Annotated in this window: 21 protein-coding genes; 8 read left to right on the top strand and 13 right to left on the bottom strand. The window is 60.2% G+C overall.

Translation table 11 applies throughout. The features are described from left to right. Positions 1–20 precede the first annotated feature (20 nt). Positions 21–179 (bottom strand): hypothetical protein, encoded by a 159-nt coding sequence (locus AC1DXW_RS00365; protein WP_477752636.1) that lies wholly within the window; start codon positions 177–179, stop codon positions 21–23. A gap of 23 nt (positions 180–202) precedes the next feature. On the opposite strand from AC1DXW_RS00365, the gene glnL reads away from it, so the two are divergent. Further along, positions 203–1,288 (top strand): nitrogen regulation protein NR(II), encoded by a 1,086-nt coding sequence (glnL, locus tag AC1DXW_RS00360; RefSeq protein WP_057712404.1) that lies wholly within the window; start codon positions 203–205, stop codon positions 1,286–1,288. After that, the gene (ntrC, locus tag AC1DXW_RS00355) at positions 1,285–2,721 is read left to right on the top strand and encodes a nitrogen regulation protein NR(I) (RefSeq protein ID WP_056852210.1); all 1,437 of its coding nucleotides are present in this window, start codon (positions 1,285–1,287) and stop codon (positions 2,719–2,721) included. The genes glnL and ntrC overlap by 4 nt, the downstream gene beginning before the upstream one ends. Before the next feature lie 555 nt (positions 2,722–3,276). Here the strand turns inward: ntrC and AC1DXW_RS00350 are convergent. Then, positions 3,277–3,717 carry a hypothetical protein gene (locus tag AC1DXW_RS00350; protein WP_477752637.1) on the bottom strand — a complete coding sequence of 147 codons (441 nt, stop codon included), beginning with the start codon at positions 3,715–3,717 and terminating at the stop codon, positions 3,277–3,279. Between AC1DXW_RS00350 and trmL the strand changes: the two genes are divergently transcribed. Continuing rightward, positions 3,716–4,171 carry a tRNA (uridine(34)/cytosine(34)/5-carboxymethylaminomethyluridine(34)-2'-O)-methyltransferase TrmL gene (gene trmL, locus AC1DXW_RS00345; RefSeq protein WP_090452600.1) on the top strand — a complete coding sequence of 152 codons (456 nt, stop codon included), beginning with the start codon at positions 3,716–3,718 and terminating at the stop codon, positions 4,169–4,171. The genes AC1DXW_RS00350 and trmL overlap by 2 nt on opposite strands. Here trmL and AC1DXW_RS00340 read toward each other — a convergent pair. The 4 genes from AC1DXW_RS00340 to AC1DXW_RS00325 are packed head-to-tail and all read right to left on the bottom strand — an operon-like array spanning position 4,164 to position 5,564. Beyond that, positions 4,164–4,334 carry a hypothetical protein gene (locus AC1DXW_RS00340; protein WP_477752638.1) on the bottom strand — a complete coding sequence of 57 codons (171 nt, stop codon included), beginning with the start codon at positions 4,332–4,334 and terminating at the stop codon, positions 4,164–4,166. The two genes, trmL and AC1DXW_RS00340, sit on opposite strands and share 8 nt — an antisense overlap. A gap of 18 nt (positions 4,335–4,352) precedes the next feature. Beyond that, positions 4,353–4,838: a protein-export chaperone SecB gene (gene secB / locus AC1DXW_RS00335; RefSeq protein ID WP_477752639.1), complete on the bottom strand. Its 486-nt coding sequence runs from the start codon at positions 4,836–4,838 to the stop codon at positions 4,353–4,355. Positions 4,839–4,894: 56 nt separating this feature from the next. Further along, positions 4,895–5,149, bottom strand: a complete 255-nt coding sequence (gene grxC, locus AC1DXW_RS00330; protein WP_108216188.1) for a glutaredoxin 3 — start codon at positions 5,147–5,149, stop codon at positions 4,895–4,897. 1 nt (position 5,150) lies between these two features. Then, the gene (locus AC1DXW_RS00325) at positions 5,151–5,564 is read right to left on the bottom strand and encodes a rhodanese-like domain-containing protein (RefSeq protein WP_007989216.1); all 414 of its coding nucleotides are present in this window, start codon (positions 5,562–5,564) and stop codon (positions 5,151–5,153) included. Between the two features lie 152 nt (positions 5,565–5,716). Here AC1DXW_RS00325 and gpmI point away from each other — a divergent pair, with 152 nt between their 5' ends. From gpmI to AC1DXW_RS00305, 4 genes are all read left to right on the top strand, one after another. Continuing rightward, complete coding sequence (gene gpmI / locus AC1DXW_RS00320) at positions 5,717–7,246, top strand: 2,3-bisphosphoglycerate-independent phosphoglycerate mutase (protein ID WP_477752640.1); 1,530 nt, start codon at positions 5,717–5,719, stop codon at positions 7,244–7,246. A gap of 228 nt (positions 7,247–7,474) precedes the next feature. Then, positions 7,475–8,770: a murein hydrolase activator EnvC family protein gene (locus tag AC1DXW_RS00315; RefSeq protein WP_477752641.1), complete on the top strand. Its 1,296-nt coding sequence runs from the start codon at positions 7,475–7,477 to the stop codon at positions 8,768–8,770. Positions 8,771–8,804: 34 nt separating this feature from the next. Further along, on the top strand, positions 8,805–10,124 hold the full coding sequence (locus AC1DXW_RS00310; protein WP_477752642.1) for a S41 family peptidase: 1,320 nt from the start codon (positions 8,805–8,807) through the stop codon (positions 10,122–10,124). A gap of 1 nt (position 10,125) precedes the next feature. Further along, positions 10,126–10,902 (top strand): divergent polysaccharide deacetylase family protein, encoded by a 777-nt coding sequence (locus tag AC1DXW_RS00305; protein ID WP_477752643.1) that lies wholly within the window; start codon positions 10,126–10,128, stop codon positions 10,900–10,902. Positions 10,903–11,049: 147 nt separating this feature from the next. Here AC1DXW_RS00305 and AC1DXW_RS00300 read toward each other — a convergent pair whose 3' ends face one another. The 7 genes from AC1DXW_RS00300 to AC1DXW_RS00270 form a co-directional block, all read right to left on the bottom strand. Continuing rightward, on the bottom strand, positions 11,050–11,805 hold the full coding sequence (locus AC1DXW_RS00300) for a substrate-binding periplasmic protein (RefSeq protein WP_477752644.1): 756 nt from the start codon (positions 11,803–11,805) through the stop codon (positions 11,050–11,052). A 72-nt stretch (positions 11,806–11,877) separates the two neighbouring features. Then, positions 11,878–12,648, bottom strand: coding sequence for an imidazole glycerol phosphate synthase subunit HisF (gene hisF / locus AC1DXW_RS00295; RefSeq protein WP_110659523.1), 771 nt, complete (start codon positions 12,646–12,648; stop codon positions 11,878–11,880). A 10-nt stretch (positions 12,649–12,658) separates the two neighbouring features. Further along, positions 12,659–13,396 (bottom strand): 1-(5-phosphoribosyl)-5-[(5-phosphoribosylamino)methylideneamino]imidazole-4-carboxamide isomerase, encoded by a 738-nt coding sequence (hisA, locus tag AC1DXW_RS00290; protein ID WP_020795736.1) that lies wholly within the window; start codon positions 13,394–13,396, stop codon positions 12,659–12,661. A 42-nt stretch (positions 13,397–13,438) separates the two neighbouring features. Next, positions 13,439–13,696: a DUF2164 domain-containing protein gene (locus tag AC1DXW_RS00285; RefSeq protein ID WP_093227621.1), complete on the bottom strand. Its 258-nt coding sequence runs from the start codon at positions 13,694–13,696 to the stop codon at positions 13,439–13,441. Next, positions 13,697–14,335 carry an imidazole glycerol phosphate synthase subunit HisH gene (gene hisH / locus AC1DXW_RS00280; protein ID WP_057712412.1) on the bottom strand — a complete coding sequence of 213 codons (639 nt, stop codon included), beginning with the start codon at positions 14,333–14,335 and terminating at the stop codon, positions 13,697–13,699. It lies immediately after the preceding gene. Next, entirely contained in the window at positions 14,335–14,928 is a 594-nt protein-coding gene (gene hisB / locus AC1DXW_RS00275; protein WP_003218037.1) for an imidazoleglycerol-phosphate dehydratase HisB, read from the bottom strand. Before hisB ends, hisH begins: the two co-directional genes overlap by 1 nt. 305 nt (positions 14,929–15,233) lie before the next feature. Beyond that, entirely contained in the window at positions 15,234–16,898 is a 1,665-nt protein-coding gene (locus AC1DXW_RS00270; RefSeq protein WP_477752645.1) for an OFA family MFS transporter, read from the bottom strand. A 231-nt stretch (positions 16,899–17,129) separates the two neighbouring features. Between AC1DXW_RS00270 and panM the strand changes: the two genes are divergently transcribed. Next, entirely contained in the window at positions 17,130–17,534 is a 405-nt protein-coding gene (panM, locus tag AC1DXW_RS00265; RefSeq protein WP_477752646.1) for an aspartate 1-decarboxylase autocleavage activator PanM, read from the top strand. Positions 17,535–17,548 lie beyond the last annotated feature (14 nt).

The following is a 17,548-nucleotide window of genomic DNA, read 5'->3' as shown; positions in this document are numbered from 1 at the left end:
TGCAATTGCTTGCACCGTACTCACATCCCAACCCATTTTGGTTCGAAAGTACCCGCCAAAGCTGGCAAAGCGCCACGCAAACGAGCGTCAAACGCCCGTTTCAGGCGCTGAACGCTTCTTTTCGGAGCCTTGGTTTGGTTTTTGCATTTTGCCCGTACCAGCGCTTTTTTCTTGCGCATGCTCTGCCCTAAAAGAGGTCCCGATGACCATTAGCGACGCACTCCACCGTTTGCTACTCGACAACCTCACCACTGCCACCATCCTGCTCGACGCCGAACTGCGCCTCGAGTACATGAACCCGGCGGCGGAGATGCTGCTGGCCATCAGCGGTCAACGCAGCCATGGGCAGTTCATCAGTGAGTTGTTTACCGAATCGACCGAGGCGCTGAACTCGTTGCGCCAGGCCGTCGAACAAGCTCACCCGTTCACCAAGCGCGAAGCCATGCTCACCGCCCTCACCGGCCAGACCCTGACAGTCGACTACGCGGTAACACCGATTCTGAGCAACGGCGACACGATGCTGCTGCTCGAAGTCCACCCTCGTGACCGCCTGCTGCGGATCACCAAGGAAGAAGCACAGCTATCGAAACAGGAAACCAGCAAGATGCTGGTGCGCGGCCTTGCCCATGAAATCAAGAACCCCTTGGGCGGGATTCGCGGCGCGGCACAATTGCTCGCCCGGGAGCTGCCGGAAGAAAGCCTGCGCGACTACACCAACGTCATCATCGAAGAAGCCGACCGCCTGCGTAACCTGGTGGACCGCATGCTCGGCTCCAACAAGCTTCCATCGCTGGCCATGTGCAACGTCCATGAAGTACTTGAGCGTGTCTGCCATCTGGTGGAGGCCGAAAGCCAGGGCTGCATCACCTTGGTGCGCGATTACGATCCAAGCATCCCCGACGTCCTGATCGACCGCGAGCAAATGATTCAGGCCGTGCTGAATATCGTGCGCAATGCCATGCAGGCCATCAGCAGCCAGAACGAACTGCGCCTGGGTCGCATCAGCCTGCGCACACGCGCCATGCGCCAGTTCACCATCGGCCATGTACGTCATCGCCTGGTGACCAAGATCGAGATCATCGACAACGGCCCGGGCATTCCTGCGGAACTTCAGGAAACCATCTTTTTTCCCATGGTCAGCGGTCGTCCGGACGGTACCGGGCTGGGCCTGGCCATTACCCAGAACATCATCAGCCAGCACCAGGGCCTGATCGAATGTGACAGCCACCCCGGCCACACCACTTTCTCGATCTTTCTGCCACTGGAACAAGGAGCCACATCGACATGAGCCGTAGTGAAACCGTGTGGATCGTCGATGACGACCGTTCTATCCGTTGGGTCCTGGAAAAAGCCCTGCAGCAGGAAGGCATGACCACGCAAAGCTTCGACAGCGCCGATGGTGTGATGAGCCGCCTGGCGCGCCAGCAGCCGGACGTGATCATTTCCGACATCCGCATGCCCGGCGCCAGCGGCCTGGACCTTCTGGCGCGGATTCGCGAGCAGCATCCACGGCTGCCAGTGATCATCATGACCGCTCACTCCGATCTGGACAGCGCTGTCGCGTCCTATCAGGGCGGCGCCTTCGAGTACCTGCCCAAGCCGTTCGACGTCGACGAAGCTGTTTCCCTGGTCAAACGCGCCAACCAGCACGCCCAGGAACAACAAGGCCTGGAAGTCGCCCCGACCCTGACCCGCACCCCGGAAATCATCGGCGAAGCGCCGGCGATGCAGGAAGTATTTCGCGCCATCGGGCGCTTGAGCCACTCCAACATCACCGTACTGATCAATGGCGAATCGGGTACCGGTAAAGAGCTGGTGGCCCACGCCCTGCACCGTCACAGTCCGCGGGCAGCGTCGCCGTTCATCGCGCTGAACATGGCGGCGATCCCCAAAGACCTCATGGAATCCGAACTGTTCGGCCACGAGAAAGGCGCGTTCACCGGCGCGGCCAACCTGCGGCGCGGGCGCTTCGAACAGGCTGACGGCGGCACGCTGTTCCTCGATGAAATCGGCGACATGCCGGCTGACACCCAGACCCGCTTGCTTCGCGTACTGGCTGATGGCGAGTTTTACCGCGTCGGCGGTCATGTGCCGGTGAAGGTCGATGTGCGCATCATCGCTGCGACTCACCAGAATCTGGAAACCCTGGTGCATGCCGGAAAATTCCGTGAGGACTTGTTCCATCGCCTCAACGTGATCCGCATCCACATCCCGCGCCTGTCGGACCGTCGCGAAGACATCCCGACCCTGGCCAAGCACTTCCTCAGCCGCGCAGCCCAGGAGCTGGCCGTCGAGCCAAAGCTGCTGAAAAGCGAAACCGAGGAATACCTGAAGAACCTGCCGTGGCCCGGCAACGTGCGGCAGCTGGAGAACACCTGCCGCTGGATCACGGTGATGGCTTCGGGTCGCGAAGTGCACATCGGCGACCTGCCACCGGAGCTGCTGAGCCTGCCACAGGATTCGGCGCCAGTGACCAACTGGGAGCAGGCCCTGCGCCAGTGGGCTGACCAGGCGCTGGCCCGTGGTCAGTCGAGCCTGCTCGACAGCGCCGTGCCGGCCTTCGAGCGGATCATGATCGAGACCGCCCTCAAGCACACCGCCGGCCGCCGCCGCGATGCCGCCGTGTTGCTGGGCTGGGGGCGCAACACCTTGACCCGCAAGATCAAGGAATTGGGGATGAAGGTGGATGGCGGGGATGATGATGAGGGGGATGAGGGCTAATCAGCCTCTAGTACTTCGCTGATCGTTAGACCCAATCGCGAGCAAGCTCGCTCCCACAGTGGATTTTCGGTGTTTTCACTATCGTGTAGACACCATCGAACCCTGTGGGGCGAGCTTGCTCGCGATGCTTTTTGGGTTATCAGTGCACCGCCGCAATGCACCGTGAACCGCAATCGCGCACAAAAACAGCGTCGAAACCCTGCCTGCGTTCGCAATCGAACCCCTATCGCAAAAACACGAAAGCCCCGGATTACGGGGCTTTCGGCGTTTATACGCAGCTTTCTGTTTCAACTTGTTAAAACCTGGCACGCCCCCTGCAATAACCCTATCAAGTGAATCAGTTCACCTACCCGGTTTCGGGGACCTTGGTACAGGCAGGCCGGGGATTCCCCTCTTTACACCGGGCTCACACCGCATCCGCGACGAGCCCAGCCGTTTTGGGGCCCTTGATACAGGCAGGTCAGGGGTTCCTTCTTTACACCAGGCTCAAACCGCACTCGCGACGAGCCTCCCGTTTCGGGAACCTTGGTACAGGCAGGCCGGGGATTCCCTCTTTTATTGCTCCCGGAGATGGATCTCCAGCCGCCAGCGGTCATCGACCTCGCTACCGGCCCACTCGCCCTGCAGGGGCCGGGCCGCCACCAGTGTCAGCAACACCCCCCCATCGCTCAAACGTACCCGCCAGTTCACGTCCTTGCCGCCGAGCTTGAGCTGGCCTTTCTGCGCCTTGCCCTCGGCGCCAAACAGCAGCGCGACACTGCCCTCAACCATCTCGCCGTGGGTCTTGGGTTCGTTGTTGAACCACACCACCAGCCCGTCGCTCGTCACCTCAACCTGCTGCAACTGGCTGGGGTCTGGCGTGGTCAGCCGACCGATCATCATCCCGACCATCACCCCGACAATCGCCAGCGAGCCCATCACCCGCAGGAATAGTTTCGAACGCACGCCTTCTGGCGGCGTAGAATGCGCGTCATCTTTACCTTCGGAGCCGTGCATGTTTCACGTCATCCTTTTCCAACCAGAAATTCCGCCGAATACCGGCAACGTTATCAGGCTGTGCGCCAACAGTGGCTGCCACCTGCATTTGATCGAACCGCTGGGCTTCGAGATGGACGACAAGCGCCTGCGCCGGGCCGGCCTCGATTACCACGAGTATGCCACCCTGCAACGCCATGCCGACCTTGCCAGCTGCCTGGAAAGCCTCGGCCATCCACGACTGTTCGCTTTCACCACCAAGGGTTCGCGGCCGTTCCACGACGCCAGCTTCGCCCCGGGCGATGCGTTCCTGTTCGGTCCGGAAAGCCGGGGCTTGCCCGCCGAGGTGCTGGACGCCCTGCCCGGCGAGCAACGCCTGCGCCTGCCGATGCGCGAGGGCTGCCGCAGCCTGAACCTGTCCAATACCGTAGCGGTGGCCGTGTACGAAGCCTGGCGTCAGAACGACTTCAAATAACACCATGACCCAATGTAGGAGCTGCCGCAGGCTGCGATCTTTTGATCTTTAAAATCAAAATCAAAATCAAAATCAAAATCAAAAGATCGCAGCCTTCGGCAGCTCCTACATGAAGGTTTCGTTTACCCCATGAAAAAAGCGCCGTCAAAGGCGCTTTTTTCATGGGCCAAACGAAGCTTCTTTATTGAACGGTCGGAGCGTCGCCAGCAGCCTGCATGCGTTGCAGCTCTTGCGCGTACAGCGCATCGAAGTTCACCGGAGCCAGCATCAGTGCCGGGAACGAACCGCGGGTCACCAGGCTGTCCAGGGTTTCACGAGCGTACGGGAACAGGATGTTCGGGCAGAACGCACCCAGGGTGTGGCTCATCGAAGCGTCATCCAGGTTCTTGATCAGGAAGATCCCGGCCTGTTGCACTTCAGCGATGAACGCCACTTCGTCACCGTTTTTCACGGTAACCGACAGGGTCAGCACGACTTCGTGGAAGTCGGCTTCCAGCGTCTTCTGACGGGTGTTCAGATCCAGACCGACGCTCGGCTCCCACTGCTGGCGGAAGATCGCCGGGCTTTTCGGAGCTTCGAAGGACAGGTCACGCACATAAATGCGCTGCAAGGAGAATTGCGGTGCAGTTTCTTCTTCGGTCGCAGCAGTGTTCTGTTGGTCAGTCATCGCAGATCCTTCTTGATCCAGGGTTCTTTTAGGTTTGCTTGTTTGGGGTATTACCGTCAGGCCCTGAGCAGCGCATCGAGCTTGCCGGCACGCTCCAGGGCGAACAAATCATCACAACCGCCCACGTGGGTGCTGCCGATCCAGATTTGCGGCACGGACGTACGCCCGGCCTTCTGGGCCATCGCAGCGCGCACCTGCGGCTTGCCATCGACCTTGATCTCTTCGAAGGCCACGCCTTTGTTCTCGAGCAGGTACTTGGCTCGCGAGCAGAAAGGGCAGTAATCGCTGGAATAGACGACGACGCTACTCATATCACTTCACCAGCGGCAGATTGTCGGCTTTCCAGCTGGAGATACCGCCGGACAGCTTGGCGGCAGTGAAGCCGGATTTCATCAGTTCGCGGGCGTGGGTGCCGGCGGTCTGGCCCATGGCGTCGACCAGGATGATGGTCTTGGCCTTGTGCTTTTCCAGTTCGCCAACGCGGGCGGCCAGTTTGTCCTGGGGAATGTTCACCGCACCGACAATGTGACCGGCGGCGAAATCCTTGCTCGGACGAATATCGACCACAACGCCGGCGTCCTTGTTGACCAGGCCGGTCAGTTCGCCGGTGCTCAGGCTACGGCCGCCGCCCTGCATTTGATAGGCAATCAGCAACGCCAGCAATACGACAAAGATACCGACGAGAATGTAGTGGTTAGTGGCGAATTCAATCAGGTGAGCAACCATCGAAGGAGGTTCCAGGGCGTTAAAATGTCGGCCAGTATACACAGCCACTATGGTGGGCCAAACCCCGTCCGGCGGTGACGTGGCCGGAACTTCGCTTTAAACTGCCACTCCCTTTTCCATTACCTCTTTTACCTCAGCCACGAGTGGATTCCATGACTACCACGCCTAAACCTTTGGTCCTGATCATTCTCGACGGCTTCGGTCACAGTGAGAGCCCTGAATCCAACGCCATCTTCGCCGCGAAGAAGCCCGTACTGGACCGCCTGTGGGCCACCGTGCCGAACGGCCTGATCTCGGGCAGCGGCATGGACGTCGGCCTGCCGGATGGCCAGATGGGCAACTCCGAAGTCGGCCACATGAACCTCGGCGCCGGTCGCGTGGTGTATCAGGACTTCACGCGCGTCACCAAATCGATCCGCGACGGCGAGTTCTTCGAGAATCCGACCATCTGCGCGGCCGTGGACAAAGCCGTCGCCGCCGGCAAAGCCGTGCATTTCATGGGCCTGCTGTCCGATGGCGGCGTGCATAGCCACCAGGATCATCTGGTCGCCATGGCCGAACTGGCCTTCAAGCGCGGTGCGCAAAACATCTACCTGCACGCCTTCCTCGACGGCCGCGATACTCCACCGAAAAGCGCGCAGTCGTCGATCGAACTGCTCGACGCGACTTTCCAGGCCCTGGGCAAAGGCCGGATCGCCAGCCTGATTGGCCGCTACTACGCCATGGACCGCGACAACCGTTGGGACCGCGTGTCCCAGGCCTACAACCTGATTGTCGATGGCCAGGGCGAATTCAACGCCGCCACCGCTCAGGAAGGCCTGCAAGCAGCCTACGAGCGTGGCGAGAGCGACGAATTCGTCAAAGCCACCTCCATCGGCGAGCCGGTGAAAGTCGAAGACGGCGATGCCGTGGTGTTCATGAACTTCCGCGCCGACCGCGCCCGCGAACTGACCCGCGTGTTCGTCGAGGACAACTTCAGTGAGTTCGAGCGTGCCCGCCAGCCGAAACTGGCCGGTTTCGTCATGCTGACCCAATACGCCGCCAGTATTCCTGCGCCGTCGGCTTTTGCTGCCGGCAGCCTGGAAAACGTGCTGGGCGACTACCTGGCGAAAAACGGCAAGACCCAGCTGCGCATCGCCGAAACCGAAAAATATGCCCACGTGACCTTCTTTTTCTCCGGCGGCCGCGAAGAACCGTTCCCGGGCGAAGAACGCATCCTGATTCCGTCGCCGAAAGTCGCCACCTATGACTTGCAACCGGAAATGAGCGCACCGGAAGTCACCGACCGCATCGTCGACGCCATCGAAAACCAGCGTTACGACGTGATCGTGGTCAACTACGCCAACGGCGACATGGTCGGCCACAGCGGCGTGTTCGAGGCTGCGGTCAAAGCCGTTGAATGCCTGGACCTGTGCGTGGGTCGCATCGTCGACGCCCTGGAAAAGGTCGGTGGCGAAGCGCTGATCACGGCTGACCACGGTAACGTCGAGCAAATGTCCGATGAGACCACTGGCCAGGCGCACACTGCGCACACCACCGAGCCGGTGCCATTCATCTATGTCGGCAAGCGCGACCTGAAGGTCCGCGAAGGCGGTGTGCTGGCGGACGTGGCGCCGACCATGCTGAAGTTGCTGGGCCTTGAGCAACCGGTGGAAATGACCGGGACTTCGATTCTGGTCTGATTGGATCTCCCAAACGCCACAAAACCTGTGGGAGCGAGCTTGCTCGCGATAGCAATCTGACATTCAATATCAATGTTGAATGTTAAGACGCCATCGCGAGCAAGCTCGCTCCCACATTGGTTCAGGGTGTTTTTCAGCCCAGTCATCACACAGTCAGAAATGGGCATTTTTTTTGCCGCCCATGGCGGGCATACTAGGCCGTCCCTTTCCCTGGTGCCGCCCGCCCCTATGCTTCGCGTCCTGATAGCCCTAGCTCTGACTTGCCTGCTCCAACCGGCCTTTGCTGACGAGCGCGCAGACACCCAACAACAGTTGGACGCCACGCGTCAGGACATTGCCGAGTTGAAGAAACTGCTGGGCAAGCTGCAGGAAGAGAAGTCCGGTGTGCAGAAAGAGCTCAAGGGCACCGAAACCGAAATGGGCAAGCTCGAGAAGCAGGTCGAAGCCCTGCAAAAAGAGCTGAAGAAAAGCGAAGCCGAGCTACAGCGCCTCGATGCAGAGAAAAAAAAACTCCAGAGCGCGCGCATTGAACAGCAACGACTGATCGCCATTCAGGCCCGGGCCGCCTACCAGAACGGTCGCCAGGAATACCTCAAGCTGCTGCTCAACCAGCAGAATCCGGAAAGATTCGCCCGCACCCTTACCTATTACGACTACCTGAGCCAGGCTCGCCTGGAGCAGCTGAAGAATTTCAACGAAACCCTGCGCCAACTGTCCAATGTCGAGAAAGATATCACCATGCAGCAGGCGCAATTGCTGGTGCAGCAAAGTAGCCTCGACACCCGGCGTGGCGAACTCGAGAAAGTTCGCCAGGAGCGCCAGCAAGTCCTGGCCAAACTCAATGACGACGTAAAGGCTCGCGATCAGAAACTGGCGGCTCGCGAGCAGGATCAGGCAGACCTGTCTAAAGTCCTTAAAACCATTGAAGAAACTCTTGCCCGCCAGGCCCGTGAGGCAGAAGAAGCGCGGCAAAAAGCGCTGATTGCCCAGCAGGAAGCCGAAAAAAAGCGTTTACGTGAGGCCCAGGCGCAGGCGGATGCCAGCGACGACGCCCCACGCAAACCGGTCAGATCGACACCAGGCGCACTGGTTTCCAGTTCCGGCGAGACCTTTGGCGGCCCGTTTGCGTCAACCCGCGGCAAACTTCCCTGGCCTGTCGATGGTCGACTGCTGGCGCGTTTCGGTGAAAGCCGTGGGGACGATGCCCGGACCAAGTGGGACGGCGTGATGATCGGCGCGTCTGCCGGCAGCGCGGTACATGCCGTGCACGGTGGTCGCGTGGTGTTCGCCGACTGGTTGCGTGGCGCCGGGTTGCTGGTGATTCTCGACCACGGCAATGGTTATTTGAGTCTGTACGGTCACAACCAGACGCTGCTCAAGTCTGCGGGTGACGTTGTAAAAGCCGGTGAGCCTATTTCCACTGTCGGTAACAGTGGCGGGCAGGACACACCAGCGCTGTATTTCGCAATTCGTCAGCTGGGTCACCCGAGTGACCCCGCGCAATGGTGCCACGCGCAAGGATAGGCGTTGAGTTACCTACATTAGGAGTTCGTTCGACATGCTGCATTTGTCCCGCCTTACCTCGCTGGCCCTGACGATCGCCCTGGTGATCGGCGCGCCTCTGGCGTTTGCCGCTCAACCAGCCCCGGCGGTTGCGCCTGCGGGCACTGCTGCGACCACCAAGGCGCCACTGCCGCTGGATGAATTGCGCACCTTTGCCGAGGTGATGGACCGGATCAAAGCCGCTTATGTCGAACCGGTGGACGACAAGACCCTGCTGGAAAACGCCATCAAGGGCATGCTCAGCAATCTCGATCCGCATTCGGCCTACCTCGGCCCTGAAGATTTCGCCGAGTTGCAGGAAAGCACCAGCGGGGAATTCGGTGGCCTGGGTATCGAAGTCGGCGCCGAAGACGGCTTCATCAAGGTGGTTTCGCCCATCGATGACACCCCGGCCTCCAAGGCCGGCATCCAGGCCGGTGACTTCATCGTCAAGATCAACGGCCAGCCGACCCGTGGCCAGAGCATGACCGAAGCCGTGGACAAGATGCGCGGCAAGATCGGCCAGAAAATCACCCTGACCCTGGTACGCGACGGCGGCACACCGTTCGACGTGACCCTGACCCGCGCCGTCATTCAGGTGAAGAGCGTGAAGAGCCAGTTGCTGGAATCGGGCTACGGCTATATCCGCATCACCCAGTTCCAGGTCAAGACCGGCGAAGAGGTTTCCAAGGCCCTGGCCAAGCTGCGCAAGGACAACGGCAAGAAGCTCAAGGGCATCATTCTCGACCTGCGCAACAACCCGGGCGGGGTGTTGCAGGCGGCGGTCGAAGTGGTCGACCACTTCATCACCAAGGGCCTGATCGTTTACACCAAGGGCCGTATTGCCAACTCCGAGCTGCGCTTCTCTGCCACCGGCAAGGACGAAAGCGAAGCCGTGCCAATGGTCGTGCTGATCAACGGCGGCAGCGCTTCGGCTTCGGAAATTGTCGCCGGCGCCCTGCAGGACCAGAAACGCGCCGTGCTGATGGGCACCACCAGTTTCGGCAAGGGCTCGGTACAGACGGTTCTGCCGCTCAACAACGAGCGCGCATTGAAGATCACCACGGCGTTGTATTACACACCGAACGGCCGCTCCATCCAGGCCCAGGGCATCGTCCCGGACATCGAAGTGCGCAAGGCCAAGATCACCAGCGAGCAAGACGGCGACTACTTCAAGGAAGCCGACTTGCAGGGCCACCTGGGCAACGGCAACGGCGGCGCCGACAAACCGACCGGTTCCAGCGGCAAAGGCAAGCCGATGCCGCAGGACGACGATTATCAGTTGGCCCAGGCCCTGAGCCTGCTCAAAGGGCTGAGCATCACATCCGGCCGTTGAGATGCTTCTGCGGTTGCTGATCGGGCTGTTGTGTTGTCTGGCGGGTGTTGCTAACGCAGAACCCGCCGGATCGACACCCCACAAAGCCTACCTGAGTCTGATCATCGATGACCTGGGGCAGAACCTGCCCCGGGATCGCCGCGTGCTGGCCCTGCCCGGCCCGGTGACCACGGCAATCATGCCCGACACACCCCACGCCACCGAATTCGCCCGCGAAGCCCATCGCGCCGGCAAGATCGTCATTCTGCACATGCCTATGGATCCGGCCACCGGACCGTTCGCCTGGCATCCCGAGCTGCCCGTCGAGGAGCTGGAAAAACGCCTGAACGCCGCGTTCAAAATGGTCCCGTACACCAGCGGCATCAACAACCACATGGGCAGCCACATGACCGCACAACCAGCGGCCATGGCGTGGTTGATGGCCGATTTGCAACGCCGGCATAAATTCTTCGTCGACAGCCGCACCAGCGCCCAGACCGTGGCCGCTGCCCAAGCGCAGAAGATCGGTCTGGCGAGTGTTTCGCGGGATGTGTTTCTCGATGATGAGCGTACTGAAGCGGCGATCCTGACCCAGCTGCAGACCGCGATCAGCCTCGCGCACAAGCAGGGTTCGGCGGTGATGATCGGGCATCCGTATCCGCAGACATTGGCGGTATTGGAGCGTGAGTTGCCCAAGCTGAAGGCTCAGGGAATCGAGTGGATTGATATTAGGCAGATGATCAGTGTGCGCGGTAACCGGGCGACTGCGGCGCATGGCAAGGATGGGGTGTACCGCTAATCCGCGGGCACCACCAAACAACTGTGGGAGCGAGCTTGCTCGCGATGGCGTCGTTTCAGTCGACATCATTGTTGAAGACAGATCGCTATCGCGAGCAAGCTCGCTCCCACAGGGGGCCAGGTATGACTACAGGGTTGGTGTTGAATCCTAGAGATACTGCGCCATGATCTCGTCCACCCGACCTTCCTTGCGCATCTGGTCCAGCGCCGCCTGGAGCTTGGCTACTGTCTCGTCCGGCACATTCTTGTTCAGCGCCAGGTACAGCTCGGCACTGTTGAAACGCAGTACGGTTTTCAACCCGTTAACCCCTTCCTGGCGCGCCAGATAGCGCCCGGCCGGATCACCGGTGGCCCACAGGTCGATCTGGCCGTTGACCAGTTTCCTGGCGTTGTCCTGATCACGCAGCACAACGATCGGGTTGAGGCCTTGCTTGGCCAGCGTCTCGGCAATGGCGTCGCCCTTGTAGGCGCCGATCTTGTACTTGCGCGCGTCACTCAAGGTTTCGAGGGTGATCGTGCTGTCAGCCTTGGCCAACATGATCCAGTCGTCCGGACCAATTGGGCCGACCCATTTGAACAGCTTCTCGCGATCCGGCAACCGCGCCATGACGAATACGCCGTAACCGGGTTTTTCCAGGGTGAGTTTGTAGATTCGTTCCCAAGGGAAACGTAGCGTCAGGCTGTAGGTAATGTCGGCGCGCTTGAAGATCTCGCGGACGATATCGGTGGCGATGCCATTGATGTTCTCGTCCTGAGCGAAGTTCTTGCCGTTCTTCGCCATGTTGTATGGCGGGAAGTTTTCCGTCAGCAACACCAGGTCGGTATCGGAATGGTCTGCAGCATGTGCCCCGTTAATGAGCAACAGAGAAGCGCTGGCGAGAACGAGTAGAAAGCGTTTAAGCATGTCTGGCTACCGAAATCCATGGCGTACCCAAGAGTGCCTTGGGCCCGCCATGATGTCCACTAGCCTGTATGTTTAGCGCATCACTATTCCGCGATGGGCCATATAGGCCTTGGCTTCCTGCACGGTGTATTCGCCGAAGTGGAAAATACTTGCCGCCAGTACCGCACTGGCGTGGCCTTCGATAATGCCGTCGGCCAGGTGCTGCAGGTTGCCGACACCGCCGGAGGCAATCACCGGAATGCCCAGCGCATCGCTGATGGCGCGGGTGACGCCCAGGTCGAAGCCGTTTTTCATGCCGTCCTGGTCCATGCTGGTCAGAAGGATCTCACCGGCACCCAGGCCTTCCATTTTCTTCGCCCACTCAACGGCGTCGAGACCGGTTGGCTTGCGACCGCCATGGGTGAAGATTTCCCAGCGCGGAGTTTCGCCCGGAGCGGAAACCTTCTTCGCATCGATGGCTACCACTATGCATTGCGAACCGAAATGCTGTGCGGCTTCGCCAACGAATTCCGGGTTGAATACCGCGGCGGTGTTGATCGAAACCTTGTCTGCGCCAGCATTGAGCAGGTTGCGGATGTCCTGCACGGTACGCACGCCACCGCCCACGGTCAGCGGGATGAACACCTGGCTGGCCATGCGTTCGACGGTGTGCAGCGTGGTGTCGCGGCCGTCGACGCTGGCGGTGATGTCGAGAAAGGTAATCTCGTCGGCGCCCTGCTCGTCGTAGCGACGAGCAATTTCCACCGGGTCACCGGCGTCGCGGATGTTTTCGAACTTCACACCCTTGACCACCCGGCCGTTGTCCACGTCCAGGCAAGGGATGATGCGTTTGGCCAGGGCCATGGTCGTTTCCTCAGCCTTTGTACGAATCGCAGAAAGCTTGCGCTTCAGCGACATCGAGGGTGCCTTCGTAGATCGCACGGCCGGTAATGGCGCCGATGATGCCTGGCGCCTTGGCGTCGAGCAGGGTCTTGATGTCACCCAGGTTGTGGATGCCGCCCGAAGCGATCACCGGGATCTTTGTTGCGGCAGCCAGTGCGGCGGTAAACGGTACGTTGCAGCCCTGCATCATGCCGTCTTTGGCAATGTCGGTATAAACGATGGCGGACACGCCGTCGGCTTCGAACTGCTTGGCCAGGTCGATCACCTGGATAGTGCTGATCTCAGCCCAGCCATCGGTAGCGACGAAACCGTCCTTGGCGTCCAGGCCAACGATCACTTTGCCCGGGAAGGCGCGGCAGGCTTCAGCGACAAAGGCCGGATCTTTCACGGCCTTGGTGCCGATGATCACGTAGCTCACGCCCGCTTTCACATAGTGCTCGATGGTTTCCAGAGAGCGGATACCGCCGCCGATCTGGATCGGCAGGTTCGGGTAGCGCCTGGCAATGGCCGTCACCACTTCGCCGTTGACTGGCTGGCCCTCGAACGCGCCGTTCAGGTCGACCAGATGCAGACGACGGCAACCGCCCTCCACCCACTTGGCAGCCATGCTCACCGGGTCATCGGAGAACACCGTGGAATCTTCCATGCGGCCCTGGCGCAGACGAACACAGGCACCGTCTTTAAGATCGATAGCGGGAATAATCAGCATCTGGCAAACCTTCAAATTTGAATGTTCAGCTTGGCTCGGAAATCAGTTTTTCTCGAGCGCCCACAGGTCGCTTTCGATGCTTTCGAACCTCTCTTTGAGGTGCGCCTGCACATCGAAAATCGCCCTGTTGTAATAATGCGGAGCAATTTCACGGGTAAACAGCTCAAGAATCTCAGCCGCCTCGAACGAGCCGAGGTCGAGTTCGAAGCGGTCTTCCATGAAACGCTTGATCTTGCGATTGGCCTCGCTCTCCTGCTCGGGAGTGAGGGTTAGAATCGGCGGCTTTTTCTTGATTGCCATTTACCAGCGACCGTCCCACGCAGCGAAGTTCTGCAGCAATTGCAGGCCATGGGTATGGCTTTTCTCCGGGTGGAACTGCACGGCGAAACGCGAGCCTTCGGCCAGCGCCGCGGCGAAATCGACACCGTAGTGACCGCCCCCCACCACCTGCCGCGCGTTGGCGGCAGCGATGTAGTAGCTATGCACGAAGTAGAACCGCGCCAGGTCCGGAATGTCGTGCCACAGCGGGTGACTGACCTTCTGCTTCACTTCGTTCCAGCCCATGTGCGGGACTTTCAGGTGTTCGCCGTCTTCATGCAGGTCTTTGCCGAAGAACTTCACCGCCCCCGGAAACAGGCCGATGCAGTCGACGCCGTCGTTCTCTTCGCTGGTGTCGAGCAAGGCTTGCATGCCCACGCAGATGCCGAGGAACGGACGGTCCTGGCTGACTTCACGTACCAGCGAATCGAAGCCGAGGCGACGGATCTCCGCCATGCAGTCGCGAATCGCGCCAACGCCGGGGAAAACCACCCGGTCGGCTTCGCGAATCACGTTCGCATCGCTGGTGATCAGCACCTTGCCGGCACCGACGTGCTCGAGGGCCTTGGCCACCGAGTGCAGGTTGCCCATGCCGTAATCGATAACCGCGACTGTCTGCATTACAGGACGCCCTTGGTCGATGGCATTTGCCCGGCCATGCGGTCATCGAGCTCGACGGCCATGCGCAGAGCGCGGCCGAAAGCCTTGAACACGGTTTCGATCTGGTGGTGGGTGTTGGTGCCACGCAGGTTGTCGATGTGCAGGCTGACCAAAGCATGGTTGACGAAGCCCTGGAAGAATTCCTGGAACAGGTCAACGTCGAAGCCACCGACGGTGGCGCGGGTGTACGGAACATGCATCTGCAGGCCTGGACGGCCGGAGAAGTCGATCACCACGCGCGACAGCGCTTCATCGAGCGGCACGTAGGCGTGGCCGTAGCGACGGATGCCTTTTTTGTCGCCGATGGCTTTGGCAAACGCCTGGCCGAGGGTGATACCGACGTCTTCCACCGTATGGTGGTCATCGATATGCAGGTCGCCCTTGCTGACAATATCCAGGTCGATCAGCCCGTGACGGGCGATCTGGTCCAGCATGTGCTCAAGAAAAGGAACACCGATATCGAATCGGGCCTTTCCGGTGCCATCGAGGTTGATCGAGGCTTTGATCTGGGTTTCCAGAGTGTCGCGCTCGACAGACGCCTTACGTTCGGCCATCACCAGCTCCGCAAAATCATTGGGCGAAAAAGGCAGCCATTATAGGGGCGCGGGCGCCAAACAGAAACACGCGAGGTGATATCCCTGACGGAGTGAATTCGGGGGTATCGGCGATAGACATGTCCATACAAGCCATTTGGCACACCACAAAACAACTGTGGGAGCAGCCGGTCGACGCTCGATTGCTCGCGATGGGGCCCTCACATTCAACCTTTCTGTCGACTGTCAGACCGCTATCGCGAGCAAGCTCGCTCCCACAGTGTCGGTGTTTATTCAGGACTGGCTGTTGTCAGCCCATGAACACCTTAGTGAAAGAGCACTGCCGTCTTCTGCAAGGTCACCCAAACACCCCACGCCAACGGAATGCCCACCACCAGCCACGCCGCAACCGCCAGCGGCTTGGTGCCCGGCGCGGCTTTCCACTCCAGCACGGTGCTGCTGTCGGCACCTTTGTCATGGCCCAGCGCCTGTTCGGCGGCCAGTTCGGCGTCGGTCATGAAGTACTTGTCCGCCACCGGACGCACCAGCAGGTTGCACAGGAAACCCAGCACCAGCAGGCCGGCGAGGATGTACAGGGTGATGTCGTAAGCGGCGGCGCGCTCGACGCCGATGCTCAGCTGATACTCACGCAGGTAGTTCACCAGCACCGGACCCAACACGCCCGCCGCCGCCCATGCGGTCAACAGGCGACCGTGGATCGCACCGACCATTTGCGTACCGAACAGGTCCGCCAGATACGCCGGAACCGTCGCGAAACCACCGCCATACATCGACAGGATGATGCAGAACGCCGCCACGAACAGCGCGACGTTGCCCAGGTGGCCGAGGTTCGGAATCAGTGCGTACAGGGCAAAACCCAGGGCAAAGAACACGAAGTAGGTGTTTTTGCGGCCCAGGTAATCCGAGAACGAAGCCCAGAAGAAACGCCCGCCGATGTTGAACAGACTCAGCAAACCGGTGAAACCGGCAGCAATGGCGGCAATCGAAGCCAGTTGTGAAGCATCGAGTTGACCGAATGCCAGGTCATTGCCCAGCAACTTGCCACCGAACACTTCCTGCAACAGCGGCGATGCCATGCCGAGGATGCCGATACCGGCCGATACGTTCAGGCACAGCACCAGCCACACCAGACGGAACTGCGGCGTCTTCCAGGCCACATTCACGTGAACATGACGATGAGTGATCATTGCGTTCGAGGCTTTTTTCGCCGGGGCAGTCCAGCCTTCAGGCTTCCAGCCGGTTGGTGGGACGCGGTAGGACAATGCGCCACCGATCATGAACACGAAGTAGATCGCGGCCATCACCAGGAAGCTCTGCCACACGCCGACGCTGGTTGGCGAAGCGAAATGCCCCATCAACGCCGCCGCCAGTGGAGCACCGACCATTGCGCCGCCGCCGAAGCCCATGATCGCCATGCCGGTCGCCATGCCGCGCTTGTCCGGGAACCATTTGATCAGGGTCGACACCGGCGAAATGTAGCCCAGGCCCAGGCCGATACCGCCAATGACCCCGGAGCCGATCCACATCAGCCAGATCTGGTGGGTGTATACCCCCAGCGCCGAAATCAGCAGGCCGCCACACCAGCACAGTGCCGATACGACACCGGCCTTGCGCGGTCCGGCGTGTTCCAGCCAGCCACCCCAGATGGCGGCCGAGCATCCCAGGAAGATGAAGAACAGGGTGTAGATCCAGCCGAGCATCGAGATCGGCCAGTCACACTGGGACGAAAAGACTTGTGCGATAAAACTCATGTCGGGTGCGCAGGCCACTGGAGCGGTGATGCCCAGCGCCTTGGACAGCGGCAACCAGAACACCGAAAAGCCGTAGGCCATGCCGATGCAAAGGTGGATGGCCAGCGCGGCCGGTGGCACCAGCCAACGGTTGAAACCGGGCTTGGCGATGATCCGCTCCTTGGACAGGAACGCAGGCTGGTCGGCGCTGAAGCCGTCCGCCGTGATGCTCGTGGTCATTGTGTATCCCCCAATTATCAGTAGGGTTCGCCAGCCACGGTTCACTCCCGGCCTTGATGCACGCAGGCATGACCGTTTTTTTGGTGGAGCACCTTGTTGTGCGACAACAGGTCGCAGAAGGACGGACGAACGGGCAAAGGTTACCATCTGCAAGTGACAGAAAAACCAAACTGACATCACCTTTTGTACGTCATCTGATCTCTATCGCTTCATGACCTCACAGGAATCACCATGCCGATCATTGTCGAGCCGCTGAACCAAGCCACTGCCCAGGATCGGCAGGATCTGCAGAAGATCTACTGCGACGCCCCGGACTGGCTGTTCGCCCCTTTTTCCGGGGCCGCGCAGTTGATCGAAGACTGTTTGCGCGACGGCACACTGATCGCCGGACGCTTCAACGATCGCCTGCTGGGCGCGGCCCGCCTGCAAAGGCACCAAGACGCCTGGCACTTGTCCCAAATATGTGTGCGAAAAATTACCCGTCGCCGTGGTGTTGCCGAGCGACTGGTCGCCGAAGCCCAGAAAATGGCCGCGCAATCGGGCATGACCCTGCGCTTGCTCGCGCCTGCCGGGCATCTGGAGGCACAGGCACTGGCCGCCAAGCTGAAACTGCCGCTGGACATATTGCCGGCGTGATCGCTGACCGGTCG

This window comes from Pseudomonas sp. P4_C4, assembly GCF_056402055.1.
This window is presented reverse-complemented; position numbering and strand designations above follow the sequence as displayed.

Excerpts from the sequence above, each read along its gene's own strand:
- AC1DXW_RS00365 (WP_477752636.1), bottom strand. The coding sequence starts at position 179 with ATGCGCAAGAAAAAAGCGCTGGTACGGGCAAAATGCAAAAACCAAACC.
- gpmI (WP_477752640.1), top strand. The coding sequence starts at position 5,717 with ATGACTACCACGCCTAAACCTTTGGTCCTGATCATTCTCGACGGCTTC.
- secB (WP_477752639.1), bottom strand. The coding sequence starts at position 4,838 with ATGACTGACCAACAGAACACTGCTGCGACCGAAGAAGAAACTGCACCG.
- hisA (WP_020795736.1), bottom strand. The coding sequence starts at position 13,396 with ATGCTGATTATTCCCGCTATCGATCTTAAAGACGGTGCCTGTGTTCGT.
- AC1DXW_RS00325 (WP_007989216.1), bottom strand. The coding sequence starts at position 5,564 with ATGGTTGCTCACCTGATTGAATTCGCCACTAACCACTACATTCTCGTC.
- panM (WP_477752646.1), top strand. The coding sequence starts at position 17,130 with ATGCCGATCATTGTCGAGCCGCTGAACCAAGCCACTGCCCAGGATCGG.
- glnL (WP_057712404.1), top strand. The coding sequence starts at position 203 with ATGACCATTAGCGACGCACTCCACCGTTTGCTACTCGACAACCTCACC.
- grxC (WP_108216188.1), bottom strand. The coding sequence starts at position 5,149 with ATGAGTAGCGTCGTCGTCTATTCCAGCGATTACTGCCCTTTCTGCTCG.
- AC1DXW_RS00315 (WP_477752641.1), top strand. The coding sequence starts at position 7,475 with ATGCTTCGCGTCCTGATAGCCCTAGCTCTGACTTGCCTGCTCCAACCG.
- AC1DXW_RS00305 (WP_477752643.1), top strand. The coding sequence starts at position 10,126 with ATGCTTCTGCGGTTGCTGATCGGGCTGTTGTGTTGTCTGGCGGGTGTT.
- AC1DXW_RS00340 (WP_477752638.1), bottom strand. The coding sequence starts at position 4,334 with ATGAAAAAAGCGCCTTTGACGGCGCTTTTTTCATGGGGTAAACGAAAC.
- trmL (WP_090452600.1), top strand. The coding sequence starts at position 3,716 with ATGTTTCACGTCATCCTTTTCCAACCAGAAATTCCGCCGAATACCGGC.
- AC1DXW_RS00310 (WP_477752642.1), top strand. The coding sequence starts at position 8,805 with ATGCTGCATTTGTCCCGCCTTACCTCGCTGGCCCTGACGATCGCCCTG.
- hisH (WP_057712412.1), bottom strand. The coding sequence starts at position 14,335 with ATGCAGACAGTCGCGGTTATCGATTACGGCATGGGCAACCTGCACTCG.
- AC1DXW_RS00285 (WP_093227621.1), bottom strand. The coding sequence starts at position 13,696 with ATGGCAATCAAGAAAAAGCCGCCGATTCTAACCCTCACTCCCGAGCAG.
- ntrC (WP_056852210.1), top strand. The coding sequence starts at position 1,285 with ATGAGCCGTAGTGAAACCGTGTGGATCGTCGATGACGACCGTTCTATC.
- hisF (WP_110659523.1), bottom strand. The coding sequence starts at position 12,648 with ATGGCCCTGGCCAAACGCATCATCCCTTGCCTGGACGTGGACAACGGC.
- AC1DXW_RS00350 (WP_477752637.1), bottom strand. The coding sequence starts at position 3,717 with ATGCACGGCTCCGAAGGTAAAGATGACGCGCATTCTACGCCGCCAGAA.
- AC1DXW_RS00300 (WP_477752644.1), bottom strand. The coding sequence starts at position 11,805 with ATGCTTAAACGCTTTCTACTCGTTCTCGCCAGCGCTTCTCTGTTGCTC.
- AC1DXW_RS00270 (WP_477752645.1), bottom strand. The coding sequence starts at position 16,898 with ATGACCACGAGCATCACGGCGGACGGCTTCAGCGCCGACCAGCCTGCG.
- hisB (WP_003218037.1), bottom strand. The coding sequence starts at position 14,928 with ATGGCCGAACGTAAGGCGTCTGTCGAGCGCGACACTCTGGAAACCCAG.